This is a genomic window from Streptomyces niveus, assembly GCF_001723055.1.
GTDB classification, from domain to species: domain Bacteria; phylum Actinomycetota; class Actinomycetes; order Streptomycetales; family Streptomycetaceae; genus Streptomyces; species Streptomyces niveus.
Map to the genome: position 1 here is coordinate 19803 of NZ_MDCR01000019.1, position 26674 is coordinate 46476.

The 26674-nt window shown below is 70.8% G+C and carries 23 protein-coding genes and 2 pseudogenes; 22 read left to right on the top strand and 3 right to left on the bottom strand.

Annotated features, from left to right (window positions below; translation table 11 throughout):
- Window positions 1–98 precede the first annotated feature (98 nt).
- Both BHU15_RS02595 and BHU15_RS02600 read right to left on the bottom strand, forming a co-directional pair.
- On the bottom strand, window positions 99–1199 hold the full coding sequence (locus BHU15_RS02595; protein ID WP_069625655.1) for a Gfo/Idh/MocA family protein: 1101 nt from the start codon (window positions 1197–1199) through the stop codon (window positions 99–101).
- Window positions 1184–1864 (bottom strand): ThuA domain-containing protein, encoded by a 681-nt coding sequence (locus BHU15_RS02600; protein ID WP_218028039.1) that lies wholly within the window; start codon window positions 1862–1864, stop codon window positions 1184–1186. The genes BHU15_RS02595 and BHU15_RS02600 overlap by 16 nt, the downstream gene beginning before the upstream one ends.
- A 475-nt stretch (window positions 1865–2339) precedes the next feature.
- Between BHU15_RS02600 and BHU15_RS02605 the strand changes: the two genes are divergently transcribed.
- The 21 genes and pseudogenes from BHU15_RS02605 (at window position 2340) to BHU15_RS02705 (ending at window position 25235) form a co-directional block, all read left to right on the top strand.
- Window positions 2340–2984 carry a GntR family transcriptional regulator gene (locus tag BHU15_RS02605; protein WP_069625657.1) on the top strand — a complete coding sequence of 215 codons (645 nt, stop codon included), beginning with the start codon at window positions 2340–2342 and terminating at the stop codon, window positions 2982–2984.
- On the top strand, window positions 2981–3904 hold the full coding sequence (locus tag BHU15_RS02610) for a dihydrodipicolinate synthase family protein (protein WP_069625658.1): 924 nt from the start codon (window positions 2981–2983) through the stop codon (window positions 3902–3904). Before BHU15_RS02605 ends, BHU15_RS02610 begins: the two co-directional genes overlap by 4 nt.
- A complete protein-coding gene (gene araD, locus BHU15_RS02615) occupies window positions 3901–5652 on the top strand; it encodes an L-arabinonate dehydratase (protein WP_069625674.1) in 1752 nt (583 codons plus the stop codon). Before BHU15_RS02610 ends, araD begins: the two co-directional genes overlap by 4 nt.
- Window positions 5653–5742: 90 nt before the next feature.
- The gene (locus tag BHU15_RS02620) at window positions 5743–6702 is read left to right on the top strand and encodes a carbohydrate ABC transporter permease (RefSeq protein ID WP_069625659.1); all 960 of its coding nucleotides are present in this window, start codon (window positions 5743–5745) and stop codon (window positions 6700–6702) included.
- The gene (locus BHU15_RS02625; RefSeq protein ID WP_069625660.1) at window positions 6699–7604 is read left to right on the top strand and encodes a carbohydrate ABC transporter permease; all 906 of its coding nucleotides are present in this window, start codon (window positions 6699–6701) and stop codon (window positions 7602–7604) included. Before BHU15_RS02620 ends, BHU15_RS02625 begins: the two co-directional genes overlap by 4 nt.
- Window positions 7601–8722: pseudogene (locus BHU15_RS41050) on the top strand (Gfo/Idh/MocA family protein); the annotation flags it as partial. The gene BHU15_RS02625 and the pseudogene BHU15_RS41050, both read left to right, overlap by 4 nt.
- Window positions 8723–8755: 33 nt before the next feature.
- Window positions 8756–9580: pseudogene (locus BHU15_RS41055) on the top strand (DUF6807 domain-containing protein); the annotation flags it as partial.
- Between the two features lie 67 nt (window positions 9581–9647).
- On the top strand, window positions 9648–10985 hold the full coding sequence (locus BHU15_RS02635) for an ABC transporter substrate-binding protein (RefSeq protein ID WP_069625662.1): 1338 nt from the start codon (window positions 9648–9650) through the stop codon (window positions 10983–10985).
- Window positions 10986–11165: 180 nt separating this feature from the next.
- Window positions 11166–11504, top strand: a complete 339-nt coding sequence (locus tag BHU15_RS40770) for a hypothetical protein (RefSeq protein WP_079127841.1) — start codon at window positions 11166–11168, stop codon at window positions 11502–11504.
- Complete coding sequence (locus BHU15_RS02645; RefSeq protein ID WP_069625663.1) at window positions 11497–12549, top strand: polyprenyl synthetase family protein; 1053 nt, start codon at window positions 11497–11499, stop codon at window positions 12547–12549. Before BHU15_RS40770 ends, BHU15_RS02645 begins: the two co-directional genes overlap by 8 nt.
- A 52-nt stretch (window positions 12550–12601) precedes the next feature.
- Window positions 12602–13780 (top strand): oxygenase MpaB family protein, encoded by a 1179-nt coding sequence (locus tag BHU15_RS02650; protein ID WP_069625664.1) that lies wholly within the window; start codon window positions 12602–12604, stop codon window positions 13778–13780.
- Between the two features lie 27 nt (window positions 13781–13807).
- Complete coding sequence (locus BHU15_RS02655) at window positions 13808–14821, top strand: endonuclease/exonuclease/phosphatase family protein (RefSeq protein WP_107422769.1); 1014 nt, start codon at window positions 13808–13810, stop codon at window positions 14819–14821.
- Between the two features lie 147 nt (window positions 14822–14968).
- Window positions 14969–16204, top strand: a complete 1236-nt coding sequence (locus BHU15_RS02660) for an amino acid ABC transporter substrate-binding protein (RefSeq protein WP_079127838.1) — start codon at window positions 14969–14971, stop codon at window positions 16202–16204.
- Window positions 16204–17088, top strand: a complete 885-nt coding sequence (locus BHU15_RS02665; protein WP_069625677.1) for a branched-chain amino acid ABC transporter permease — start codon at window positions 16204–16206, stop codon at window positions 17086–17088. Before BHU15_RS02660 ends, BHU15_RS02665 begins: the two co-directional genes overlap by 1 nt.
- The gene (locus BHU15_RS02670) at window positions 17085–18947 is read left to right on the top strand and encodes a branched-chain amino acid ABC transporter ATP-binding protein/permease (RefSeq protein WP_069625666.1); all 1863 of its coding nucleotides are present in this window, start codon (window positions 17085–17087) and stop codon (window positions 18945–18947) included. The genes BHU15_RS02665 and BHU15_RS02670 overlap by 4 nt, the downstream gene beginning before the upstream one ends.
- Window positions 18944–20803, top strand: a complete 1860-nt coding sequence (locus BHU15_RS41060; protein WP_255293007.1) for an ATP-binding cassette domain-containing protein — start codon at window positions 18944–18946, stop codon at window positions 20801–20803. Before BHU15_RS02670 ends, BHU15_RS41060 begins: the two co-directional genes overlap by 4 nt.
- Window positions 20804–20890: 87 nt before the next feature.
- The gene (locus tag BHU15_RS02685; protein WP_069625667.1) at window positions 20891–22153 is read left to right on the top strand and encodes a DUF5624 domain-containing protein; all 1263 of its coding nucleotides are present in this window, start codon (window positions 20891–20893) and stop codon (window positions 22151–22153) included.
- Window positions 22150–22983, top strand: coding sequence for an HpcH/HpaI aldolase family protein (locus BHU15_RS02690; RefSeq protein WP_069625668.1), 834 nt, complete (start codon window positions 22150–22152; stop codon window positions 22981–22983). Before BHU15_RS02685 ends, BHU15_RS02690 begins: the two co-directional genes overlap by 4 nt.
- Window positions 22964–23839, top strand: a complete 876-nt coding sequence (locus BHU15_RS02695) for an amidohydrolase family protein (protein WP_069625669.1) — start codon at window positions 22964–22966, stop codon at window positions 23837–23839. Before BHU15_RS02690 ends, BHU15_RS02695 begins: the two co-directional genes overlap by 20 nt.
- 54 nt (window positions 23840–23893) lie before the next feature.
- The gene (locus BHU15_RS02700) at window positions 23894–24649 is read left to right on the top strand and encodes a GntR family transcriptional regulator (protein WP_167756212.1); all 756 of its coding nucleotides are present in this window, start codon (window positions 23894–23896) and stop codon (window positions 24647–24649) included.
- 91 nt (window positions 24650–24740) lie between these two features.
- Window positions 24741–25235 carry a Rieske (2Fe-2S) protein gene (locus tag BHU15_RS02705; RefSeq protein WP_069625671.1) on the top strand — a complete coding sequence of 165 codons (495 nt, stop codon included), beginning with the start codon at window positions 24741–24743 and terminating at the stop codon, window positions 25233–25235.
- Between the two features lie 7 nt (window positions 25236–25242).
- On the opposite strand, the gene BHU15_RS02710 is transcribed toward BHU15_RS02705, so the two are convergent.
- Window positions 25243–26175: a LysR family transcriptional regulator gene (locus tag BHU15_RS02710; RefSeq protein ID WP_069625672.1), complete on the bottom strand. Its 933-nt coding sequence runs from the start codon at window positions 26173–26175 to the stop codon at window positions 25243–25245.
- Between the two features lie 73 nt (window positions 26176–26248).
- Between BHU15_RS02710 and BHU15_RS02715 the strand changes: the two genes are divergently transcribed.
- The coding region (locus tag BHU15_RS02715; protein WP_141726759.1) for a DMT family transporter at window positions 26249–26674 on the top strand (426 nt) is incomplete at its 3' end.

Sequence of the window (26674 nt, forward strand, 5' to 3'; positions counted from 1 at the left end):
TGCTGCGAGCGGGTGCGGGCAGTCGGGGGTGGCGCGGGCGGCCCGATGGAGGCCGGTGACCGGGGCAGGTCGGTGACCGGCCCCGGCGGGTGATCCGGTCAGGTCACCGGCGCCGGGCGCTCGCAGGTGCTGGTCACCGGGAGCGCGCGGCCCTGGTCCGCCGCGTCCATGAGCGTGAGCATGGTGTCGAGGACGTGCGCGGCGAGTTCCGCCGACGCCCGGTGCGGGCGCCCCTGCGACAGCGCGTCGGCCAGATCGGCGAGGCCGGCGCCCCGCCCGGCGTCCGGGTAGCCGGCGGAGACGGGCAGGGTCTCCCAGCCGTCACCGCGGTGGATCTCCACGGCACCGTCGAAGCCGTTGGGGTCGGGCACGGACAGCGAGGCGTCGGTGCCGTGCACCTCGATGCGCGGCAGCCGTGCCGCACGTACGTCGAAGCTCATGACCAGGGTGGACAGGGCGCCTCCGGCGTGCTCCAGGACACCGGTGATGTGGGTGTCCACCTCCACCGGGAAGGTGTGCCCGGCCCGGGGACCGCTGCCGATGGTCCGCTCCGTACGGGGCCGCGACGACGCCCCGGTCACCCGGACCACCGGGCCCAGGAGGTGGACCAGGGCCGAGAGGTAGTACGGCCCCATGTCGAGCAACGGCCCGCCACCCGGCCGGTAGTAGAACTCCGGGTCCGGGTGCCACCTCTCGTGGCCCGCGCCGGTCATGAATGCGGTGGCCGCGACGGGCCGGCCGATCAGTCCGTCGTCCACCGCCTTGCGGGCGGTCTGGGTGCCGGTGCCGAGGACGGTGTCGGGCGCGCAGCCGACCCGCAGGCCCGCCTCGCGCGCCGCGGCCAGCACGGCGTCGGCCTCCTCGCGGTCGGCCGCCAGGGGCTTCTCGCCGTACACGTGCTTGCCCGCGCGCAGCGCCGCCAGGGCGACGTCCGCGTGCGCGGCGGGAATGGTGAGGTTCAGTACGGCGTCCACGTCGTCCCTGGCCACCAGGGCGGCCACGGACGGCGCGACGGCCACGTCCGCCCCGCCCGGCGCCTGGTCCGCGACGGCCCGTGCCCGGCCGGGGTCCAGGTCGGTGACGGCGGTCAGCCGCAGCGACGTCAGCCGTTCCAACGTGGAGAGGTAGGCGCCGCTGATCTTTCCCGCGCCCACGATGCCGATGTTCAGCGGCTTCGACGGCTTCAGCGGCTCGCCCACAGCAGTCCCCTCTCGGTCAGCGTGCGGACTTCCGGCACGTCGAAGTCGTCGGGCTTGTGCCCGATGGTCGAGACGAAGACCCGTCCCGCGCCCCAGGTCCTGGTCCACACGGCGGGCATCACCGTGGCGCCGCCGTCCGTGCCGTCCCGCAGGTCCTCCGGGAGCTTGTCGGCCGCGAAGGTGGTGGTGGCGAGGACGTCGATACGCGGATCGGTGAACATCCAGTACTGCTCGGTGTGGACGTCGAAGTCACCGAGCCCCGCGATGACGGGGTGGTCGGCGCGCTCGGGCACCAGGTGCACGGTGTGGTCATGGAAACCCGGTGGGTGCATGATGAACTTGCCGCCGGTCAGCAGGTGGTAGCCGTGATCGTGGAAGCAGTCGACGATGCCGCCGTGCCAGCCGGCGAGGCCGGTGCCGGCGCGTACCGCGGCGGCGAGGTTGGCGCTCTGCTCACGGGTGATGGTCCCCATGGTCCAGCACTGCACGATCAGGTCGGTGGCGGCCAGGCGCTCCGCCTCGTCGTACACCGCGAGGTCCCCGGAGGTCTCGACGGTGAATCCCCGCTCCTTGAGGAAGGGCACGAACGCGTCGCTGATCGGCACGGGCTGATGCCCGTCCCAACCGCCACGGACGACGAGTGCTCGCCTGTTGTCACTGGTCAAGGTGGTTGCACGCTCCCATCGGCGCCGCACGGCTGGGTGCGGCGGTCGGGGTCGGGTGAGATCGGCCAACAGGGTCGGCGTCGAGGTGATTCCTCGGCTCGGACGGTGTTGAACCGGCTGCCATGTGAACGTATGAACCGGCACCGAAGTTTGTCAATATGTTGGACGAACTCCGGAAAAGAAGCGCGGCGCCGCCTCTCGCCTCATGACGCGACCAGACAGAGGGCGAACTACCCCTAACCCCCGCATGCGTGCCACGGTGAGAGAGATCGTCGACCTCAAGACCCCCTCCGCGCAGCCGCGTTCGGTCCGTCGGCGTCTTAACTAACACCACTCGATGGATTTACAGCTCGTTCACCTCGGCGCAAGAACTTCTGCGCGAAGCATTGACGAAACATGTGCCCGGTCCTAGCTTCATCGCGTCGTACTTCGTACGTCATATATGAGACGCGATACGCGAGATGTGAGAGCGCCCATGGCCTTCGCTCCGAGTCCGATCCCCTCCCGCACCCAGTTCGTTCTGGAAGCGATCAAACACGGCATCCTGACCGGTGGTCTCAGCCCCGGTCAGGCCCTGGTCGAGACCGAACTGGCCGCGCGTTTCGGGGTGTCGAAGACTCCGGTACGAGAAGCCCTCAAGACGCTGGCCGGTACCGGCCTCGTCGTGATGAGCCAGTTCAAGGGCGTCACCGTGCGCACCGTCGACGCGGCCATGGCCCACGAGGTCTACGACGTACGGCTGTTGCTGGAACCGGAGGCGCTACGGCGCTCGCTGGCCCGGCACGCGTCGCTGGACGCCGCCCGCGACGCCCTGCTCAGGGCCGACGAGGCGGTGGACCAGGCCGAACGGTCCCTGGCCAACCGGGCGTTCCACCGCGAGCTGTACCTCTCCTGCGGCAACCCGATGCTGACCCGGATGCTCGACGAGGTACGCGACCAGGCCGCTCTCGTGTCGACCGTCGCGTGGGCCGCCGACCCGTCCTGGGCGCGGGAGGCCGACGAGCACCGGGAGATCCTGCGCCTCGCGCTCGCCGGTGACGCCGCCGGCGCCGCACTCGCCCTGCACGACCACATCGCCTCCTTCGTACGGAGGGCGTTCCCCGAGGGAGAGCAGATATGACGAGCGGTACGACCGCCACCGGTCTCGACGCGTCGCGGGAAGCCCTCGCCGATGTCGTGGCGATCCCCGTCACGCCGTTCGCCGCCGACGGCACCATCGACACCAAGGCCCACCGGGCCCTGCTGCGCAGGCTCGTCGACGGCGGGGTGCGCACGCTCACGCCGAACGGCAACACCGGTGAGTACTACGCCCTCAGCCCCGACGAGCGCCGTACGGTCACCGAGCTGACCATCGAGGAGACCGCCGGACAGGCCGTGGTCCTGGTCGGCATCGGTCTTGAGGTGCCGACCGCCGTGGCCGCCGCCGAGCACGCCCGGCGGACCGGCGCCGCGATGGTGATGGTCCATCAGCCGGTGCATCCGTACGTCTCCGAGGCCGGCTGGGTCGACTACCACCGCGCCATCGCCGAAGCGGTGCCGGAGCTGGGCGTCGTCCCGTACATCCGCGATCCGCGGCTGAGCGGCGAGAGCCTCGCGGAGCTGGGGCGGCTGTGCCCCAACGTCATTGGGGCGAAGTACGCCGTGCCGGACGCCGCGCACTTCGCGGCCTTCGCGCGGGACGCGGGTCTGGAACGGTTCGTGTGGGTCGCGGGACTCGCCGAGCTGTACGCCCCCTCGTACTTCGCGGGCGGCGCCACCGGCTTCACCTCGGGGCTCGTCAATGTCGCCCCTGCCGTGTCGCTGGGCATGCTGGAGGCGCTGCGCGCCGGGGACTACGACACCGCCATGAAGGTCTTCGAGCGGATCAGGCCCTTCGAGGAACTGCGCGCGGCACGGCGGTCCGCCGACAACGTGACCGTCGTCAAGGAGGCGCTGGCGGCGCTGGAGCTCTGCCGCCGCGACGTACGCCCGCCGAGCCACACCCTGCCCGAGCCGGCACGCGCCGAGGTCGCCGCGCTGATCGCGGGGTGGCCGACATGACGACACCCGACAGGCCCGGCACCGGCGGGCGCCTCGCCCCCGAGGAGCTGCGCAGCCACCAGTGGTACGGCACGGACGGGCTGCGCTCCTTCAGCCACCGGGCCCGCACCCGCCAGCTCGGCTATCTCCCCGAGGAACACCTCGGCAAGCCGGTCATCGCGATCCTCAACACCTGGTCCGACATCAACCCCTGCCATGTCCATCTGCGCGAACGCGCCCAGGCCGTCAAGCGCGGCGTCTGGCAGGCGGGCGGATTCCCCCTGGAATTCCCGGTGTCCACGCTCTCCGAGACGTTCCAGAAGCCGACCCCGATGCTCTACCGCAATCTGCTCGCGATGGAGACCGAGGAACTGCTCCGCTCGTACCCCGTCGACGGCGCCGTCCTGATGGGCGGCTGCGACAAGACCACCCCGGCGCTGCTGATGGGCGCCGCGTCCGTGGATCTGCCGACCGTCTTCCTGCCGGCCGGGCCGATGCTCCCCGGACACTGGCGTGACGAAGTCCTGGGCTCCGGCACCGACATGTGGAAGTACTGGGACGACCGGCGCGCCGGGCTCATCGGTGACTGCGAGCTGGCCGAGCTGGAGAACGGCCTCGCCCGCTCGCCCGGCCACTGCATGACCATGGGCACCGCGTCGACCCTGACCGCCGCCGCCGAGGTGCTGGGCGTCACCGTTCCCGGCGCCTCCTCGATCCCGGCCGTCGACTCCGGGCACGAACGGATGGCGGCGGAGACCGGACGGCGCGTCGTGGACCTCGTGTGGCGCGGCCTCACGCTCTCCAAGATCCTCACACCCGCCGCGTACGAGGACGCCGTCGCCACCGTCCTCGCGCTCGGCGGGTCCACCAACGCCGTCATCCATCTGATCGCGATGGCGGGCCGCTCCGGCGTCACGCTCACCCTGGACGACTTCGACCGCGTCGCCCGCACCGTTCCGGTACTCGCCAACCTCCGTCCCGGCGGCGCGTACCTGATGGAGGACTTCCACTTCGCCGGCGGGCTGCCCGGCTTCCTGTCGAGGCTCACCGACGTCCTGCATCTGGACCGCCCGACCGTCGCGCACGAGACCCTGCGCGAACAGCTCGACGGCGCCCTCGTCCACAACGGCGACGTCATCCGGCCCCGCGACAACCCGCTCGCCGACGAGGGCGGCGTGGCCGTGCTGCACGGCAATCTCTGCCCGGACGGCGCCGTCATCAAGCACATCGCCGCCGAACCCCGCCTGCTGCGCCACACCGGCCCCGCCGTCGTCTTCGACGACTACCGGCAGCTCCAGAACACCATCAACGACCCTGCGCTCGCCCTCACCCCGGACCATGTGCTGGTCCTGCGGGGCGCGGGACCCAAGGGCGGCCCCGGAATGCCCGAGTACGGCATGCTCCCGATCCCCGACTATCTGCTGAAGCAGGGCGTACGTGACATGGTCCGGCTCTCCGACGCCCGGATGAGCGGGACCAGTTACGGCGCGTGCGTGCTGCACATCGCGCCCGAGTCGTACGTCGGCGGACCGCTCGCCCTCGTCCGCACCGGCGACCTCATCACGCTCGACGTGGAGGCGCGCAGTCTCCATCTCCACGTGGACGACGAGGAGATGACGAGCCGCCGGGCCGACTGGACGCCGCCGCCCGCCCGGTACGGGCGCGGCTACGGCGCCCTCTACCAGGACCAGATCACCCAGGCCGACACCGGCTGCGACTTCGCCTTCCTGTCCCGGCCCGGAGACGTACCCGACCCGTACGTCGGCTGACACGTACGCCGGCTGACAGTTACGCCGACCCGACAGGAACGCGCACCTCCTCTCACCGAAGGACCTCACCGAAGGAACGGAGAACCGGTCATGGCCTCAGCTGTGGCGCAGGACTCGCCAGGCGCCCCACCGGGGGCTCCGAAGAAGCCCGGGTCCCGCAGAAAAGGCACGGGGCTCTCACCACGCCGTCTCCCGTATCTGCTGATCGCCCCCGCCGTACTGCTGATGGCGGGCTTCATCGCGTACCCGATGCTCAGCGTCTTCTACTACAGCCTCCAGAACTACAACGCCACCAAACCCTGGCGGAACGGCTTCGCCGGTCTCGACAACTTCAAGCGGATCTTCACCGACGACCCGCTGTTCTGGGACAGCCTCGTCTTCTCCGGCAAGTGGGTCTTCACCGAGGTCACGCTCCAGCTCGCCCTCGGTCTGATCCTCGCGCTCCTCGTCAACCAGACGTTCGTGGGCCGCGCCGCCGCCCGTGCGCTGGTCTTCTCGCCGTGGGCGGTCTCCGGTGTCCTGACGACCACCATCTGGCTGCTGCTCTACAACCCCTCGACGGGCGTGGGCCGTTACCTCGCCGACGCCGGCATCGGCACCTACGGCTCGTCGGTGCTCTCCGACACCGGCACCGTGTTCTGGGCCGCCGTGCTGGCCGAACTCTGGCGCGGGGTGCCGTTCTTCGCGATCCTCATCCTCGCGGATCTCCAGTCCATCCCCGGGGATCTGTACGAGGCGGCGTCCGTCGACGGGGCGAGCAGGTTCCGTCAGTTCTTCCACATCACGCTGCCCCATCTGCGGGACGCGATCATCCTCTCCACGCTGCTGCGCGCGGTGTGGGAGTTCAACAACGTCGACCTGCTGCTGACCCTCACCGAGGGCGGTCCGGCGGGCGTCACCACCACGCTGCCGCTGTATGTCGCGGTCACCGGGTTCGAGGCACACGACTTCGGCTACGCCACCGCGCTGACGACCGTCGCCTTCGGGATCCTCCTCTTCTGCTCGATCCTCTATCTGCGCCTGAGCAAGTTCGGAGGCGATCACAAGTGACCGCGGTCCTGACCGAGAAGGGCGCTCCCCCGGTGCCCGCGGACGGCAGCCGTAAGCCGCCCTCCGTACGGAGGAAGCGCCGCGAGCGCGCCTTCGACGAGGTGCCCCGGTGGCAGATCTATCTGCCGCTCGGGCTGTATCTCCTCTTCACCCTGGTGCCCTTCTACTGGATGGTGCTGTTCTCACTGCGGCCGGCGGGCTCCACGTCGCTGGTGCCGTGGCCGATGACCTTCGACCACTTCGAGAAGGTCTGGAACGAACGCAGCTTCTCCGTCTTCTTCCAGAACAGCGCGCTGATCGGCGTGTTCACCCTGATCTGTACGACGGGAGTCGCGCTGGCCGGCGGCTACGCCCTGGCGCGGTTCAACTTCCGTATCAAGCAGGGCTTCATGCTGGCGCTGCTGTGCTCGCAGTTCATCCCGGGCGCGCTGATGCTGGTGCCGCTCTTCCAGATCTTCAAGAACCTCTCGCTCATCAACTCACCGCTGAGCGTGGTCATCGCGGAGACCGTCTTCCAACTGCCGCTCTCCATCATCCTGATCAGCGGTTTCATCAAGAACGTGCCGTACTCCCTGGAGGAGGCGGCCTGGGTCGACGGCTGTTCGCGGCTCCAGGCGTTCCGTATCGTCGTGCTGCCGATGCTGCGGCCCGGACTGATCGCCGTCGGTTCCTTCGCCTTCGTCCACAGCTGGAACCACTTCCTCTTCGCCCTGATGTTCCTGATGGACCAGGACAAGCAGACGATCCCGGTCGGTCTCTCCACCCTGATCGGGGCGGACAGTGTCGACTTCGGCGCCCTGGCGGCGGGCGGGGTGATCTCCGCCGTGCCGGTGGTCATCGTCTTCGCCTTCATACAGAAGTGGCTGATCACCGGTTTCAGCGCGGGGGCGGTGAAGGGATGAGCCTTCCTGTGGTGCTCGCGGGGGCCCGTGGCCACGGCCGCTCGCATCTGCGCAACATCCGCCGGCTCCAGGAGGCGGGCCTGGTACGGCTCGTGGGCGTCTGCGAGCTGAACCCGCTCTCCCCGGAGGAGCTGGCGGGCTTCGACGCCCCCGAGCAGTCCACCGACTTCGGTGACCTGCTGGACCGTACGGGCGCGGCGGTGGCCGTCATCTGCACCCCCATCCACACGCACACCGATCTCGCGCTCACCGCCGCCGCCCGGGGCGTGCACACCCTCCTGGAGAAGCCGACCACCGCCTCGTACGCGGAGTACGAGCGGCTGCTCGCCGGGCTGGCGGAGCGGGGCACGGTCTGCCAGATCGGTTTTCAGTCGCTCGGCTCCCACGCCCTGGACGCGATGGATGAGTTGACGCGCGACGGCGCGATCGGAGAGGTGCGCGGGATCGGCGCGGCGGGGGCGTGGGTACGCGACGAGGCGTACTACCGCCGTGTCCCGTGGGCCGGGCGCCGGGCACTGGAAGGCCGGGACGTCGTGGACGGGGTGCTCACCAATCCACTGGCGCACGCGGTCGCGACAGCTCTGCGTATCGACGGCAGCGACGCGGCCGAGTCCGTCGCCGGGATCGAGCTGGAGCAGTTCAGGGCCAACGGCATCGAGGCCGACGACACGAGTTGTCTGCGGCTGACGACGGTCGGCGCCACCCGGATCACGGTCGCCGTCACGCTGTGCGCGGAGCGCGACGCGGAGCCGTACGTCGTGGTCCACGGCACCGGGGGCCGGATCACCTTCTGGTACAAGCAGGACCGGCTACGGGTGGAGCGCACCGACCGCGAGCCTGTCGAGACCGTGTACGGGCGCACCGATCTGCTGGAGAACCTGCTCGCGCATCTGCGCGAGGGCGCCTCCCTTCTGGTGCCGCCGCGCCGCACGGGCGCCTTCATGCGGGTGCTGGAGGCCGTCAGGACCGGCCCGCCGCCCACGCCGCTGCCCACGGACGCCTGGTACACCGCGCCGGGCGCGACGGGCCCGCGCCGGATCGTCAGGGGTATCGACGCGCTGGTCGCGGAGAGCGCCGAGACGCTGGCCACGTTCTCGGAGCTGGGCGCCGGCTGGGCCGCGCGGGCGGATCAGCCCGCCACCGTGCTGCGCTGCGCCGGACACCCCGTCGCCGAGCACGTACACCGGCCGCTGCTGCCGGGGGAGTTGTCCCCGCGCCCGTATCTGCACCCCGTGCGGACCTTCGGCGGCGTGGTCGTGACCGAACTGCGGCCCGCCGACCACGCGCACCACCTCGGGCTCTCGCTGGCCGTACCGGACGTGTCGGGCGTCAACTTCTGGGGCGGTCGCACCTACGTACGGGGCCAAGGCCCGGTGGCGCTCGACAACCACGGCACGCAGGAACACACGGGCTGGCTGCGGCGGGATCCCGACGGCTCCGTGCAGGACGTGTCGTGGAGGCGCGAGGGGCGCGAACTCCTCAAGGAGCGGCGCACGATCAGTACCCGCGCGCTCTCCGCCGACGCCTGGGCCCTCCACATCACCTCGACGCTGACCAACGTGTCCGGCGAGGACCTGTCGATCGGCAGTCCCGCCACGAACGGGCGGCCGGGGGCCGGTTACGGCGGGTTCTTCTGGCGGGCTCCCAAGGAGGGCGCGTCGGACCCACCGCCGGAGGTGTTCACCGACACCGCGTCCGGCGAGGACGCGGTGCACGGGAGCACAGCCGAGTGGCTGGCGCTGGCGGGCCGGGACTGGACGCTGGTCTTCGCCGGGGCGGACGAGCAGACACGGCGGGACCCGTGGTTCGTCCGCACCGGCTCGTACCCGGGCGTCGGCTCGTCGCTGGCCTGGGAGCGGCGGCTGCCGCTCGCCGTGGGCGCCGCCCTCTCGCGGCGGCTCGTCGCGGTCGTGTCGGACGGCCGACTCGACCGCCCGGCCGCGGCGGCCCTCGCCCGTAAGGCGCTGTCGGCATGAGTGCGAAGTCCCGCAGAACCCCTGGAAAGACCCTCGGAGAACAGACCCTCACAGAGAAGAGCCGATCATGACAGTCTCGAAGGTGAACAGAGGGCGGACGGCCGCGGCCGTCTCCCTGACGACGGTGCTCGCGCTGGCGGCCACCGCGTGCGGCGACGACGGCAGTGGCGGAAGCGGCAGCGAAGGGTCCGGCAAGGGGGAGATCACCCTCTGGGACAACAACACGGGTGAGCGCCGGGACATCTGGGCGCAGATCATCAAGGACTTCGAGTCGCAGAACAAGGACATCAAGGTCAAGTACGTCGGTCTGCCCATCGACCAGGTCCAGCAGAAGTACGACACGGCGATCGACGGCGGCGGGCTGCCCGACGTCGGCGGGGTGGGCACCGCGTATCTCTCCAACCTCGTGGTCCGTGAGGTCCTGGAGCCGGTCGGCGACCGTGTCGAGGCCGGCCCGCTCAAGGGCAAACTGGTCCCGTCGATGGTGGAGAGCGTGAAGGCGGCGGGCGGTCGCGGCGACGAGATGTACTCGGTGCCGAGCTCCACCAACAACGGCACGCTGTGGTACCGCACGGATCTCTTCTCACGGGCGGGACTTGAGCCGCCCACCACCTGGCCGGCCTTCTACGAGGCCGCCGAGAAGCTGACCGAGCCGGGGACGGACAGGTTCGGTTACACGATCCGCGGCGGCGCCGGGTCGATCGCCCCGGCACTGGACGCGATGTACGGGCAGTCCGGCATCACGTCCTTCTGGAAGGGCGACAAGACGACGGTCAACGACCCGAAGAACGTCGCCGCGCTGGAGAAGTACGTCGCCCTCTACAAGAAGGTGACGCCGTCGGCGGACGTCAACAACGACTTCATCAAGATGGTCGCCCAGTACGACAACGGCAGCATCGGCATGCTGATGCACAACCTCGCCTCGTACCAGGACCATGTGAAGTCGCTGGGCAAGGAGAAGTTCAAGGGCCTGCCCTATCCGGCGCAGGCGAACGGCGAGCGCGTGCAGGTCTCCAACCCGGTGGACGGGCTCGGTCTGTTCAAGAACAGCGAGAACAAGGCGGCGGCCTGGAAGTTCATCGAGTTCGCCGCCTCCCACAAGTCGAACAGCGCGTGGAACGAGTCGGCGGGCTCCATACCGGCGAACACCGATGCCGCGTCCGACAGCTGGATCCAGCAGGCGGAGCCGACGGCGGCGGCGATGAAGGCGCTCAGCGACGGCTCGACGAAGATCGTCGACCTGCCGTACTACCTGCCCGACTGGAACACGATCAGCAAGTCCGGCAACGAGCCGAACTTCCAGAAGGTGCTGCTCGGTGACATGTCCGCCCAGGAGTTCGCGGACAAGGTCGCCGGGGAACTCAACGCCGCCCAGGCGGAGTGGAACGAGCAGATGAAGAAGTGAGCCCCGGTGCGCGCACCCCCGAGCGCGTGCACCCCCGAGCGCGCGTCCCCGATTCCCCGTACGCGCGATCGAATGATCACTTGATGGGGTATCCGGCGCGCGACGGCGCCGTCCACCAGGCACTCTGCTGTCAGGGCCGGGCATGAAGGTGCCCGGCCGAGGGGCGGAGGGGTGGGGACCGTGGGATTACCTCAGGACGTCGGCCGGGACGAGGACGGCGGGGGCCGGCCGGTGCTGCTGCTGGCCGGTCTGGCCGATCTGGCGCTGAGCACGTGCGGGTCGGCGCTGAAGGCGGCGCACGGCCTGCTGGGGCGCTCGGACCTCGCCGCCCTGGCGGCGCGGGGCAGGCAGGATCTCCAGGCACGCGGCCGGCTGGCCCTGGACCGGCTGGGCACCGGCCGGCGGGGCGAGGACCTCTTCGGCGCCGGGGGCGGTGTGGCGCACATGGAAGTGCTCGCGCGCCACGCACAACGCCGGACCACCGCCTCCGGCGCCACTCCCGGCTCCACCGATGTCTGAGCCCCGCGACCAGGCGGCGCTCAAGTCCCGCGTCGACCGGGAGCTGGATCGATTCGTCCGTACGGAGACCGAGGCACTGCTCGCGCTGGACGACGCGCTGGCGCCCCTCGCCGACGTTCTGACGTCCGTGACCGCCCGTGGCAAACGGCTGCGTTCGGCCTTCTGCTACTGGGGCTGGCGGGCTGCGGGCCGCCCTGACAGCGACGCGATGGTCCGGGCGGCGGCGAGCATGGAGCTGGTCCACGCCGCCGCCGTGGTCCACGACGACATCATCGACGACAGCGCTCTGCGGCACGGTCTGCCGACCGCCCAGGTGGCGCTGCGCGACGCGTTCCCCGCCGGATCGCGTCCCAAGGCGCGCGCACGGTCGTTGGCGATGCTGGCCGGGGATCTGCTGATGGCGTGGGCCGGCCAGATGTTCACCGGCTGCGGTCTGCCCGCCGCGTATCTGGGGCAGGTCCGTGGCCTGTGGGCGGTGCTGGCACGCGAGTTGATCGCCGGGGAGGCGCTGGAGGTCCTGCATCCCGAGGGCGAGTCCGACGTACAGCGGTCGCTGAAGGTGATCCGCTACAAGACGGCCAAGTACACCGTGGAGCACCCGCTGCACATCGGTGCCGGGCTCGCGGGCGCAGATCCCCTCCTGCGCGAGGTGTTCACCGACTACGGGCTCCCGCTCGGCGAGGCGTTCCAGCTGCGGGACGATCTGATCGGGTTGTTCGGCGAGCCCTCGACGACGGGCAAGTCGAACACCGACGACATCTCCGCCGCCCGTCCCACCGCGCTCATCGCCCTCGCCCGGCAGTCGGCCACCCCCGCCGAACGGCGCGAGTTGAAGGCTCTCCTCGGCCGCCGCGCCCTGACCGCCGACCAGTTGGGCCAGGTCCGCGCCGTCGTGGAGCGCACCGGTGCGCGCGACCGCGTCGAGGACATGATCGGCGAACGGGTCAGGGTCGCCGTGGGCGCGCTGGGCGGCGCCGGGATTCCCGACCTCGCCCACCACTCGCTGACCCAACTGGCCACCGCCGCCACCAGCCGGCCCGGCTGACCGCCGGCCACCGGCCGTTCCCGGAGCCTCCCACCTCTCGAAAGGGTCGACCGTGGCCTACACCGAACAGTCCCTCGACGCCCTGCGCGGGTACGGTGACGAACTCGCCGACGCCACCGTCGCGACCCTCTTCGAGCGCGGCGAGGTGGGCACGTTCAACTCCCTCATGCGCTACGTCTCCACCGTCGGACAGGAACTCCCCGACGGGCTGCCCGAGGTGGCCCGCGAGTATCTGCACCGGACGAGCGCGCCGCCCGCGTGGGTGGACTGGGACGAGATGGAGAAGGCGCGGCTGTTCTTCATCGACAACAACGTGCACATCTCCACCGCGCTCTCCTTCGCCTCCATGCCCGCCTGCTACGTCGTGCCGCACATCGCGAAGCTGCTGTCGGCGACCCACTCGCTCAAGTACCCGTCGAAACGGATGGCCGAGACCGGGCAGTTCACCGTCTATCTGATGCGGCCCGACGCCTTCGAGGCGGGCAGCCGGTTCATCCCCGCCGCCCAGAAGGTCCGGCTGCTGCACGCGTCGATCCGCCATCACCTCGGGCGCGAGGGCCGCTGGGACGTGGCTGGCCTGGGCACGCCGATCTGCCAGGAGGACATGATCGGCGGGCAGATGATGTTCTCCATCCAGGTCCTGGACGCACTGCACCGCCTCGGCATCCATATGAGCGTGGACGGGGCCGAGTCGTACTTCTACGCGTGGCGCGTCGTCGGCGCCATGCTCGGCGTCGACCAGACCCACGCGCCCGCCGATCTGGCCGCGGCACGCCAGTTCTCGGACCTGTACATGACGCGCCACATGGGCCCCAGTCAGGAAGGCGCCGACCTGACACGGCAGTTGATCGACCTGTACGAGGAGGTGGTGCCCGGCACGCTGCTCGACCCCGTCGTGTCCGCGCTCGTCCGCCATCTGATCGGTGACACGAGCGCCGACTGGCTTCAGGTGCCGCGCTCCCGCTGGGACACGCTCGTCAAGGCGGCCCCCGTCCTGCTGAATCTGCTGGAGACCGTCGAGGACCACTCCCCTCTCGGGGCCTGGGCGCTGGACCGCGTCGGCCATCTCACCACCGTGCTCGAACTCTCCTCCCTCACACGCGGCCGGGTCATGCACTACGCCATCCCCGAGCAGCTCAAGAAGGAGTACGGCCTGTCCTCCGCCGTCCCGCGCACCCACCGCTGGACTCCCCCGGCCCCCGCAACTGATCCACTGGGCCGTTCGTCTTGATGAACAGGGTCAAGCGGACGGGAAGCCATGGTGGAGCAGGTGCGGGCGGGAACGAGTACGGAGACATGCGCGGGCGCACCGGAGGAGGCGCCCTGGTGGGCCCGGCGGCGGGGCCGGGTGCTCGCCGTGCTCGCGGCCGTGACCGCCGCGCTGCTGGCCTTCCACCGCGCCGTCCCCAACGCCGGTCTGCGCCTGGGTAGTTCGCTGGAGGCGTTCCTGCCGTGGCTCGGCCTGGTGGCCGTGCTGCTGCTCGTCCTCGCGCTGCTGCGCCGTTCGGTCCTCGCGCTGGTGGCGCTGCTGCTGCCGGTGGCCGCGTGGACGTATCTCTTCGGCGGGCTGTTCCTGCCTGCTGCGGAGGCCGGCTCGTACGACCTTCTCGTCGTGCAGCACAACGTCAGCGACGAGAACGAGGACCCGGCGGGCACGGCCCGCTCCCTGGCCGCCGCCGGGCCTGACCTCATCGCGCTGGAGGAGCTGGTGCCCCCGGCGGTGGCGGTCTACGAGAAGACCCTCGCCGCCGAGTACCCGTACCACGCGGTCCGTGGCACCGTCGGGCTCTGGTCGAAGCATCCGCTGACCGGCACCCGGCCGGTGGACATCAGGCCCCGGGGTATCCCGGAGGGCTGGAGTCGCGGCCTGCGTACGGTCGTCGACACCCCGCACGGCGACGTCGCGGCGTACGTCGCGCATCTGCCGTCGATCCGCTTCCGCGCGACCGGCCTGGCGTCGTCGGCGCGCGACGAGAGCGCCGTCCTCCTGGGCCGGGCCCTGGCCGCCGAGAAGACCGACGCGGTGATCCTGCTGGGCGACCTCAACGGCACGGTGGACGACCGGGGGCTGACCCCGCTGACGTCACGGTTGAACGTGGCGGAGCGGGGCTTCGCCCTCAGCTTCCCCACCGCTCTCCCGCTGGCCCGGATCGACCAGGTGATGGCCCGTTCGGCGACCGTCGCCCACATCCGCACCCTGCCCGCGACCGGCAGTGACCATCTCCCGGTCGCCGCCGGGATCACGGGGCTCGGTACGGGCTCCGCCGGCTGACGCTCCCCCGGCGGGGTTCACGCACTCGCGGACCAGCTCTGTCACAACCCTTGCCCACCTCTCGGAACGCAATGTATACATTGCGCTCAAAGCCAGTGGGCCGGCCCAGCGGCCGCCCACCCCAACCGCCGGCCAGAGGTGAGTGCCATGCCAAGAAGTGGTCCCAGCGGGCTCCGGATCAGGAAGCTGACGGTGCCGGTCGCGCTGTCGGTGACGCTGCTCGTCGCCACGGCCTGCGGTTCGGGACAGAGTTCCGGAGCCGGGGACGGGGCGATCAAGGTCGGCGCCTCGCTGCCGCTGTCCGGCCCCGTCGCCGACTCCTCGAAGCCCGCCTACGAGGCGTACAAACTCTGGCGCGACGAGGTCAACGAGGAGGGCGGGCTGCTCGGCCGCGATGTCGAACTCAACGTCCTCGACGACGGCTTCGACCAGAACACGGTCGTCACGAACTACAACCGCCTCATCGCCCAGGACCGCGTCGACCTGCTTCTCGGCACCTTCTCCTCCAAGCTCAACCTGCCCGCGTCGTCGGTGGCCGAGCGCAACAAGATGCTCTACGTCGAGCCGTCCGGCGGCGCCGAGGAGATCTTCAACCGCGGCTACGACTACCTCTTCTTCGCGCAGCCCAGCACCTCCCTGAGCCTGCCCGACCAGTTCATCGCCCTCATCGAGTCGCTGCCGGCCGACCAGCGGCCGAAGACCGCCGCCTATCCCACCCAGGACGACCCCAACACCGACGTGGCGATCGAGGCGTTCCGCACGGCGCTCACGAAGCTGGGCGTCAGGAGCGTCTACCACGAGAAGTACGCACCGGAGACCGTCAACTTCGATCCGCTGGCGGACGCGGTGGCCCGCGCCGAACCGGATCTGATCGTGCACGGCGCCGTCAGCGCCGACGGCGTGGGCTTCGTCAAGGCGCTCCAGAAGCAGCGGTTCAGCCCCGAGATGCTCTTCCAGACCAACAGCCCAAGCGTCGTCCAGACATTCGGCAAGGGGGTCGGCGAGAAGAACACCGAGGGCGTGTTCACGATCACGGCCTGGAGCCCGAAGGCCACCTACCCGGGCAACGAGCGCTTCGTGAAGGACTACACCGCGAAGTTCGGTACGGCCCCGACGGAGGACGCCGCGAACGCGTACACCGCCGGCCAGGTGCTGGAGGCCGCGGTGAAGGCCGTGGGCAGTCTCGACCAGGACAAGCTCCGCGACTGGCTGCGCTCGCACACCGTGCAGACGATCGTCGGCCCGCTGAAGTGGGACGACCGGGGCGTGCCGGACGGCGACATGCTGCTCGCCCAGTGGCAGGGCGGAAACCTCGAATTCATCCTGCCCGAGAGCCAGCGGACCGTGGACGGCGTCGTGAACCCGAAACCCGGGTGGTCGTGATGGGGCAACTCGCCCAGGCGCTGATCCTCGGAGTGCTGGTCGGCGGCGTGTACGCGCTCGCGTCGTCCGGCATGAACCTGATCTTCGGCGTGATGAAGGTGGCCAACCTCGCGCAGGGGGCGATGCTGATCCTGAGCTCGTACCTCACGTACTCGCTGTGGGAGGCCACCGGTCTCGACCCGCTGGTCCTGGTGCTGCTGACGACGCCGTCCCTGCTGCTGGTGGGCTGGGTGACGTACTACCTGGTCGTCGAGCGCTCCCGGACGACCGACGCGTCGATGGCCCTGGTGACCTCCTTCGGACTCGCGCTGGTCACCAAGGGCGTGGTCGCGCTCGTCTGGGGCAACGACCTGCACTCCGTCTCGCCGGGCTACGCCAACCGCTCCTTCGCGGTGCTCGGGATGAAGCTGCCGCAGGCGCAGGTGTACGCGACGATGGTCGCCGCCGTCGTCCTCGTCGCCCTGTACGTGCTGCTGACCCGCACCTGGCTGGGCCGCTCCATCCGGGCCACCGCCACGAGTTCGGAGGGTGCCCGGCTGATCGGTATCGACGTACGACGGACCTGGGCGGCCTCGTACGCGATCGGGATCGCCGCCGCCGGTGCGGGCGGGTCGCTGCTGAGCGTGCTGTATCCGTTCATGCCCAGCACGTCGGACCACTGGATCGGGCTGCTGCTCTCCATCATCGTGCTCGGCGGCATGGGCAGTCTGCCGGGCAGCGTCGTCGGCGCGCTGCTCATCGCGGTCGCCGAGTCGCTGACCACCACCTATGTCTCGCCGGACTGGGCGACCGCCGTGCCGTACGTGGCGATCATCGCGGTGCTCGTCGTCCGGCCCCAAGGCCTGCTGGGCGCCCGGCTGCGAGAGGACATGAGCCGCGCATGAACGTGCCACACGTCAACACCGGGACCGCCTGGGCGAGTCCACGCCGGCTCCAGGCCCTCGCCATCGCTCTCGCGGTGACGGTCCTGGCCCTCTTCCCTCTCGTCTCCGACAACGCCTACTACCAGAACATGGCGATCATGGCCTTCCTGCTGGCCGTCATGGCGTCCGGCTGGAACATCATCTCCGGGTACACCGGCTACATCTCGCTCGGGCAGAGCGCCTTCCTCGGTATCGGCGCCTATACGACGGCCCTGCTGTCGATCCATCTGGGCTGGTCACCGCTGCTGGCCGCACCGGTCGGCGGGCTCACCTCGGCCGCCGCCGCCCTGCTGCTCGGCCTCGTCGGACGGCGTACGCGCGGGATCGCCTTCGTCATCGTCAGCTTCGCGTTCCTGGAGTTCGCCGCGCTGCTGGTGTCCAACTGGTCGTCGGTGACCAAGGGCAACCACGGGCTGGCTCTGCCGCTCCCGTCGTGGGACCGCGATCTGCTCAACATCCCCTTCTACTACGCCCTGTTGGTGCTGTTGGTGCTGACGGTCTGGGGGTCGTGGGCCATCCGGCGGTCCACGTTCGGCATCGGGCTGCTCGCGATCCGCGACGACGAGTCGAAGGCCGACGGCGTCGGTGTGCGCACCGACCGCTACAAGATGCTGGCCTTCGCGGCCAGCGCGCTCCCCATCGGGATCGCGGGCGGCGTCTACGGCTACTACATCTCGTTTCTGGAGCCCGCCGCGATGTTCGACATCGTCATCGCGATGCAGATCCTGCTCGCCGCGCATCTGGGCGGGGTCGGCACGCTGTGGGGTCCCGTGCTGGGCGCGTTCCTGCTGGAGCCGCTCAACCAGTTCACCAACCAGACGCTGAGCGGCCCCGACGCCGGGTCCTGGCGAATGATCATGTACGGGACGCTGCTGGCCGTGATCGTGCTCTTCCTGCCGCGGGGCATCATCACGGAGAGCCGTGCCTGGCTCTCCCGGCGGCGGGGTACGGCTCCGCGGGCGCGGGCCGGGGTCAGGCTCACCGACGTACCGGCCACCCTGCCGGCGCCGTCCCTGCCTCGGCCGGCGGGTGAACTCCCGTCCGGTGAGCCGCTGTTGCGGGTCACCGGGCTGGGGAAGGCGTTCGGCGGGGTCAAGGCGGTCGACGACTGCTCGTTCACCGTGCGGGAGGGCTCCGTCACCGGGCTGATCGGCCCCAACGGGTCGGGAAAGACCACGGTGTTCAACCTCCTGGACGGCGGCCTCGGCGCGGACAGCGGCACGATCGAGCTGGCCGGGCGGCGGATCGACCGGCTGCCGCGCTGGCGACGCGCGCACTCCGGGCTCGCCCGTACGTTCCAGGCGACCCGTGTCTTCCCGCGGCTGACCGCGCTGGAGAATCTGGCCGTACCGAGCCGGTCCTACTCGGCGCGCGGGCTGCGCGCCGGGGTGTTCACCGGCGAGGAGGCCGAACGCGCCCAGGAGTGGCTTGAGTTCGTCGGCATGGGCGCGTACTCCCATCACCTGGCGGGCGAACTGTCCTACGGGCAGCAGAAGTTGATCGAGCTGGCGCAGGCGCTGGTCCTGGAGCCTCGGCTGCTGCTCCTGGACGAACCGGCGGCGGGCATCAACCCGGCGCTTGTGGAGCGGATCAGCGACATCGTCCGCAAGCTCAACGCGGCGGGCACGACGGTCGTGATCGTCGAGCACAACATGCCGCTGGTGCTGTCGCTGTGCGACCACATCCACGTACTGGCGCGGGGGCGCGTCATCGCGAGCGGCCCGCCCCGCGAGATCGAACGGGACCCGGCCGTCCTGGACGCGTACCTCGGAGACAACCAGGCGGCCATGGCCGGCACGACGTCGGGAGCGAACCGGTGATCACCTTCAAGGATCTGGTGGCCGGCTACGGACGCGCCGGAGACATCCTGCGCGGGGTCGACTTCACGGCCGCCGAGGCCGCCATCACCTGTGTCGTCGGCCCCAACGGGGCTGGCAAGTCGACGGTGTTGAAGGTGTGCAGCGGCCTGCTGACACCGCGCGGCGGCCAGGTGACGCTCGACGGCGAGGAGATCGGCCGGCTGTCGCCCGCGCGGATCCTGCGGCAGGGAGTCGTCCACGTACCGCAGCACCACGGCCTGTTCCCGTCGCTGTCGGTCCGCGAGAACGTGCTGCTCGGCGCGTACGTACGCCGCAAGGAACGCGACCGCAACCGCCGCCGGTTCGACGAGATCGCGGAGATCTTCCCCATCGTCGCCGAGCGGGCTGCGGAGAAGGCCGCCGCGCTCTCCGGCGGTCAGCGGCGCATCGTCGAGTTCGCCCGCTCCCTGATGCTCAGCCCGCGCGTGGTGCTGCTGGACGAGCCGACCCTCGGTCTCGACCCCAAGGCGTGCGCGCTGATCGAGGAGTCGGTGCTGCGGCTCAAGGAGCAGGGGGTGACGGTGCTGATGGTCGAGCAGAACGTGCGCTTCGGGCTGGCCCTCGCGGACGACGCCGTTGTCATGGAGGGCGGCCGGGTGATCCACACCGGCCCGGCGAGCGGTCTTCTCGCGGACCCGGACATGGCGCAGCTGTTCTTCGGCGGGACCGCGCGGACAGCCGGCGCCGACCGCCCCGACGTCCCCGAACAGGCGGGCTCCGCCCGGCTGACCGAGATCCAGACGCTGCCGACCTCCGGCGCCCGCGCCGCGCAGCCGCTGCGGATCGGCGACGAGGAGTTCCTGGCGATCCCCCAACTCGCGTACGACATCCCGGGCGCACCCGCGCACATGAACGGCGGTGACAGCGAGACGCGTCTGCGGCTGCTGCGCCGGGCGGGCGAACGGTTCGTGCCCTGGGGCGAGTTGGCCGCACCGGGCGGTGAGGACGCCGAGTTCTTCACGATCGGCGAGCGGGCGTTCCTGGCGGTGGCGAGCATCCGTACGGGCGCGGGGCCGTACAACTACACCGCGCCGTCAACGGTGTTCGAGTGGGACGGGGAGGGCTTCGCGCCCTTCCAGGTCTTCGACACCTATGCCGCCAAGCAGTGGCGGCACTTCACCGTCGGCGACCGGCGTTTCCTCGCGCTGGCGCAGGGGGTCGCGGTGCCGGGGCAGGACCAGAGCGCGAACCGGCCCTCGGTCATCCACGAGTGGGACGGCGAGCGCTTCGTCCCCTTCCAGGAGATCCCCTCCCGATGGGCGTACAACTGGCACGCGTTCACCGTGGACGGCACCCACTTCCTCGCGCACGCCGACCATGTGTCGCCCAGCGTGCTGTACCGCTGGGACGGCGAGCGGTTCACACCGCACCAGGAACTCGCCGACACGGCGGGACGGGCGTTCGCGACCTTCACCGGCCCCGCGGACGGCGCCACGTATCTGGTGGTCGCCCGCATCGACGACGGAAGCCGGGTGCTGCGCTGGGACGCCGGCGCCGGGCGCTTCGTGGCCCACCAGCGCCTCGCGGGGGCGGGCGGCCGTGAACTGGCGGTGGTCCGGACCCCGAACGGGCTCCATGTCGTCCGGATCAACTTCATCCACGGCACCCCGGCCGACCCGACGACCGCGCTGCGCTCGCAGATCTACCGCTGGGACGGGGCCCGGCTGGAGACCGTGCTGGAGTTCCCGACCACCGGCGGCACCGATGTCGGCGTGCTGGACGACGGTTCGGCGAGCCCGCTGCTCGTGGTGACCAACTCCCTCAGCGCCGACCGGCGTTTCGCCGCCGAGAGCGTCGTCTACCGCTTCTCGGGCTGAGCCCGCCGCGTACGCCGTACGGACATACGCGACGAGTGCCCCCGACCGCCCGTTCCCCACGCCGCAGCCAACCGGAGAGAACGCACCATGGCCGTACACGAGAGTCCGGAACTCATCGACCTGTTCACCACCTACACCGCCGGCCCCGACTCCATCGGCGCGCATCTGCGGGAGGCCGCCACGCGGGCCGCCGAGAGCGATCCGCTGCTGGTGGTGACCGGCGCGGACATGGCGCTGTACCCGGGCGACGGGCGTCCGCCGACGGTGCTCGGCTTCCGGCTGTCCACCCGGGGGTTCAAGGAACTCGCCGCCGTCTCCCACCTCGGACCCGCGCTGGCGTCACTGGCCTCCCTGCGCGAACAGGACCCCGGAGCCAACGGCGACGGCGACGGCACGGCGGTGTGGCGGGCGGACGCGGAGCGGCTGCTGGGCGAGGTGCGGCGCTCGCGCGCGGCCAACAGTCCCCAGCTGTGGCGCGATGTCATCGCCGCGCCCGCCTACGCGGGCCGGGAGCGGGCCATCGCGGCGATGGTCGACCACTCCTGCGCCATGACCGAGCGCTTCCTTCTGCGGAGCCTCGACGAGCCGTCGTATCTCAACCACCGCACGCTGCGGGAGTGTTATCTGGAGGACGGCGACGACCCCGAACGGCCGGTGTCCTTCAACCGCGTCATGGTCGCCACGTTCTTCCTCGTCGGGATGGACACTGCCCACCGGCTGATCTCCTGGTGCGACAGCCAGGCGATCGACTGGTCCCGCACGATGGTGGTCATCGCCGGGCAGCAGGGCCGGCCGACAGCGGGGGTGACCTGGCGCACGAGCAGCGTCGCGGCGGTCGTGCTCGCCGCCTCACGCGGCCAACTGCCCCTGGACCGGCTGTACATGGCGCCGCACGCCCCCGTGTTCCGTACCCCCGTCGACGGCGACCTCGGCGAGGTGGCCGCGCTGGAACCCGTCATGCGCGCCCTGTGGTCGGGGACGCGGGCGACCGTCGAACTCGGCGCCTCGATGTTCGACGGCTACCCGGCGTTCTCGCCGGGCGACCGCGACGCGCCGGGCGGCGCCCTCGTACGCCACGGCGCCGGCGCCACACTCACCGAGATGCCCGCGATCCACTCGCCCGCCGACTGGTTCACGCTGGTCTCCCGGCTGCGGCTGGTCATGGAGGACCCCCGCCAACTGCTCTCCGGCGCGGTCAGCGACTACGCCGCCCAGCAGCTCGTCGCCCACGCCAACGACCCTCTCGCCATCACCGTGCCGGGTCTCGACGGCGAGCCGTATCCCGAACCGCCTTACGGCCAAGGTGAGTTCGAGGACGAGCAGCACGCCACGACCGGAGCCGGGTCATGAGCCCGACCACGCCCCCGGCCACGCCCCCGGCCCCGGCACGCGGCCCGTTCCTGGACCGCCTCCACGCGGGCGAGCTGACGCTGATGCTCGGCATCCGTACGAGCCGTACGGCCGACATCGTCCACATCGCGCACTCGACCGGCCACCACAGCGTCATGGTCGACCTCGAACACTCCGCCATGTCGACCGATGTGGCGGCCCAGCTCTGCGCCGCCGCAGGCAGCCTCGGCATGACCGCGCTCGTCCGGATCCCCGAGCGTGAGTACGGCATGATCGGCCGCCTGTTGGACGGCGGCGCGCACGGGATCGTCGCGCCCCGTGTCGAGACGCCCGACGAGGCCGAGCAGATCGCCCTCGCGTGCCGTTTCCCCCCGCGCGGCCGGCGGTCGCAGACCACGACGGTCCCGCAACTGGGCATGCGGCCCACGCCCGCCCGGGAGTTGAACCCGGCGCTGGACGGCACGACCGTCGTCCAGGTGCTGCTCGAAACACCGGCCGGCATCGCGAACGCCGACGCCATCGCACGCCTGGACGGCGTGGACATGCTCGCCATCGGCGCGAACGACTTCACCGCGGAGCTGGGCGTCCCGGGCCGGTACGGGGACCCACGGCTGCGCGCGGCGGTCGAGACGGTCGCCGAGGCGTGCCGCAGGCACGGAAAGCTGCTGATGATCGGCGGCGTCGCCGACCGGGCGGTCCTGGGCTCCCTTCTCACGATCGGCGGTTGCCCGCTGCGGCTGACCGGGACCGACACCGCGTTGCTGTATCAGGCGGCAGACGCCAACGCCCGTACCGAAAGGGAGACCCACGATGGCCTCAGCGCCCCTTGAGACGACGCCCATGCGCGCCGCCGAGACCAACACGAGGCCGCGCTTCGCGGTCCCGCCGGACAGCTGCGACACGCACTTCCATGTCTTCGAGCCCGGCTACGCCCATGTGCCCGAGCCGCTCTACACGTTCCCGGACGGCACGCTGGAGCAGTATCAGGCCCTGACCCGACAGCTCGGTATCCGGCGAACGGTGCTGGTCCAGCCGACGTACTACGGCACCGACAACAGCCTGCTGCTCGATGTGCTGCGCGCGGCCGGTCCCGAATGCCGGGGTGTCGCGCGCGTCGAGGAGGACGCGGGCGGCCGGGAACTCGACCGCCTGCACACGGCGGGTGTCCGCGCGATCCGCCTGGACCTGTTCGCCCGCGCCGCCTGGCCGACGGCTGACATCGTCGCGTACGTCCGGCGGATGGCGGTCCTCGCGCGGCCACGCGGCTGGCACCTGCAGTTCTACGCGCCCGGCACGGTCGTCCGGGATCTGCTGCCCTTCCTCGCCGACCTGGAGGACCGGTTCGTCATCGATCACATGGGTTACATGAAGGAGTCGGACGGGCTGACCGGCGCCGACTTCGACGGGCTGCTGCGGGTCATGGACGGGGGCAGGTGCTACGTCAAACTGTCCGGGCCCTACCGGATCGCCAAGGACAGGCCGCTGTCGGCGGTGGGGCCCATCGGCCGGGCCCTGGTCGCGGCCCGCCCCGACCGGCTGGTCTGGGGCTCGGACTGGCCCCATCTGCCCGACGGCGGGCGCGACACGGGCGAGTTGCTGAACCTGCTCGCGGACTGGGCGCCCGACGAGGCCGACCGTCACCGGATACTGGTCGAGACGCCCGCGAGTCTGTTCTTCGCCGATTGACCGCGGTGCGGCGCCGCGTTGCCGTGAGGATCGAATGCAATGTATACATACAGCATGCCTTCACCCCGCGACCGTTCCACCGAGCGACCAGGGATGCACAACCAGGCCGAACTCGCCTACCGGCGACTGCGCGAGCGACTGCTGTCCGGCCAGAACGACCCCGGCGACCGGCTCACCGAACTCGACCTGTGCGAAGAGCTGGGCATGAGCCGGACCCCCGTGCGCGAGGCGCTGCGGCGTCTGCAGAGCGACGGGCTGGTCACATCGACGGGCCGGGGCGTGGTGGTCAGCTCGCTCTCCCCGCAGGAGATGCGGCACGCCATGCAGCTCCACGGCGCGCTGGACGCGCTCGCCGCGAAGCTCGCCGCGACCGCCCAGCGCGACGGCCAGCTGTCGCCCGCCCAGCTCGCCGAGCTCAAGGACGCGTCCCGCCACGCGGCGAGGAACGCCGGTGACGGTGTCACCCCCGCCGACGCGTGGCGCGCCAATCTCGACTTCCACATGCTGCTGGCGCGGCTGTCGGGCAATCCTCTGCTGGAGGACGCCCTCGACCGGATCTGGGCGCGGTTCGCGATCGTCAGCCGCACCAACATCAACCGGCGCCGGGACCTGTCGCCCGGTCAGCACGACGCGATCGTCCGGGCCATCGTCGCGGGGGATCCGGAGGCGGCGGAGGCCGCGGCGGCGGCGCATGTGCACGAGGCGGCAACGGCGTCCGACGCGGGATCCGGCGCGACGGACGATGCCGACCGGGCAGACGAATCCGCCTCCCCGGAGCCCGATGTCCCCAAGAAGTCCTTGAAACCTTGAGAAAGTTCTCCCCGGGTTTGAACACCGCGTCCCCGCGGTGCGTACCCCTAAGGAACCGGCCGCCGGAGCCGGTCACGGACAGGGAGCAGACATGACGGGAACGCAGGGCACCGCGTCGACGGCCACCGGCCGGACGGTGGCACGCCGTACGGTCGTCGCGGCGGCGGGAGCGGTCGGCCTGGGCGCGGCACTCGTCGCGTGCGGCTCGGACGACCCGGCGGACTCCGCCGCCAAGACGCCCGCGGACGACGGCGCGAACGGCGACAGCGGCAGCGGCGAGGGCGGATCCGGCGGACAGGGAGAGGTGCTCGCCAAGACCGCCGACATCCCGGAGGGCGGCGGCAAGGTCTTCGAGGACAAGGGCGTCGTGGTCACACAGCCGACGGCCGGTGAGTTCAAGGCCTTCTCCTCCGTGTGCACGCACTCCGGTTGCACGGTGGGAAGCATCTCCAACGGCACCATCAACTGCCCCTGCCACGGCAGTCAGTTCGACGCGGCCAACGGCAGCGTGAAGAAGGGCCCGGCGACCAAGCCGCTGCCCGCCACCGCGATCACCGTCGAGGGCGACTCGATCTCACTCGCCTGACGGCCCGTCAACTCCTCGCCTGAGCAGCCGACTCCGCGGACCTCACCACCTGAGCCGCTTCCTCCAGCGCCTCGACCGCCGCCCTGATCGAGGGGCGGCGGTCGGCGTCGGCGCGCCACACCGCGTACACGTGCCGGAACATCTTCTGCCGTACGGGCACGGCCACCACGCCCTCGGGCAGCCGCCCGCGCCCCAGCCGTGGCGCGACGCAGACCCCCAACCCGCTCGCGACCAGTTCCAGTTGGGTGTGCTGCTCGCCGGCCATGTGCTCGATCCGCGGCTCGATCCCCTTCGAGCGCAGCGTGAACACCAGCCACTCGTGGCAGAACTCGCCCGTCGGCCAGGACACCCACGAGTCGTGCGCGAACTCCTCCAGATCGACGTTCCGCCGGTCCGCCAGCGGGTGATCGGCGGGCATCGCGACATCGGCGGCGTCCTCCAGCAGCGACGCGGTCGCCAGCCCGCCGGGCACCGGCAGGCGTTTGTTGTTCCAGTCGAGTACGACGGCGAGATCGAGGTCCCCGCGCAGCACCTGGCGGATCGCGCCGTCGGGCTCCAACTCCAGGGAGCGCACCCGCAGATCGGGGTGCGCCTTGCGCAGCGAGGCGAGCGCGACGGGGAACAGCCCACGGGCCGCCGTGGGGAACGCGGAGAGCCGCACCTCGCCGACGGCCTGACCGCGCTGCGCCTCGATGTCCGACTGCGCGAGTTCCACCTGGGAGATGATCCGTGCGGCGTGGTCGGCGAGCAGCCGTCCCGCGTCGGTGAGCCGGACGCCGCGCCCGTGCTTGGCAATGAGCTGCTGGCCGACCTCCCGCTCCAGCTTGGCCAGCTGCTGCGAGACGGCCGACGTGGTCACATGGAGGCCGTCGGCGGCGCCGCTGACGGAGCCGTGCCGGGCGAGCGCGTCCAGGATCCGCAGTCTCTCCAGATTCAACATGTAAGCGATGCTACGTGAACGGGTCGAGATATTCTCGCTTGTTCTTAGAGGTCACGGCCTTCATCGTTGCCGTATGAGCACCGCGACCTCGCCCCTGACCACAGCGACTCCACCCCGCCGCACCCCGATCGACTGGCGCGTCCGCTTCGGCGTGCTGTCGCTGATCTGGGGCTTCAGCTTCCTGCTCATCAAGGTCGGCACCCAGAGCTACGCCCCGTTCCAGGTGACCTTCGGCCGGCTGTTCTTCGGTACGGCGGTCCTGGCCGTCGCGATAGCGGTACGGCGCGAGCGGCTGCCGCGCGGTCTGCGCACCTGGGGCCATCTCACGGTGGCCGCGTTCATCCTCAACGCGGTGCCGTTCTCGCTCTTCTCCTACGCGGAGCTGACCATCCCGTCGACCCTCGCGGGCATCTGCAACGCCACCTCTCCGCTCTGGGGCATGCTGCTGTCGCTCGTGGCACTGTCCGAGGACCGGCCCACCCGGCGCCGGGTCGGCGGC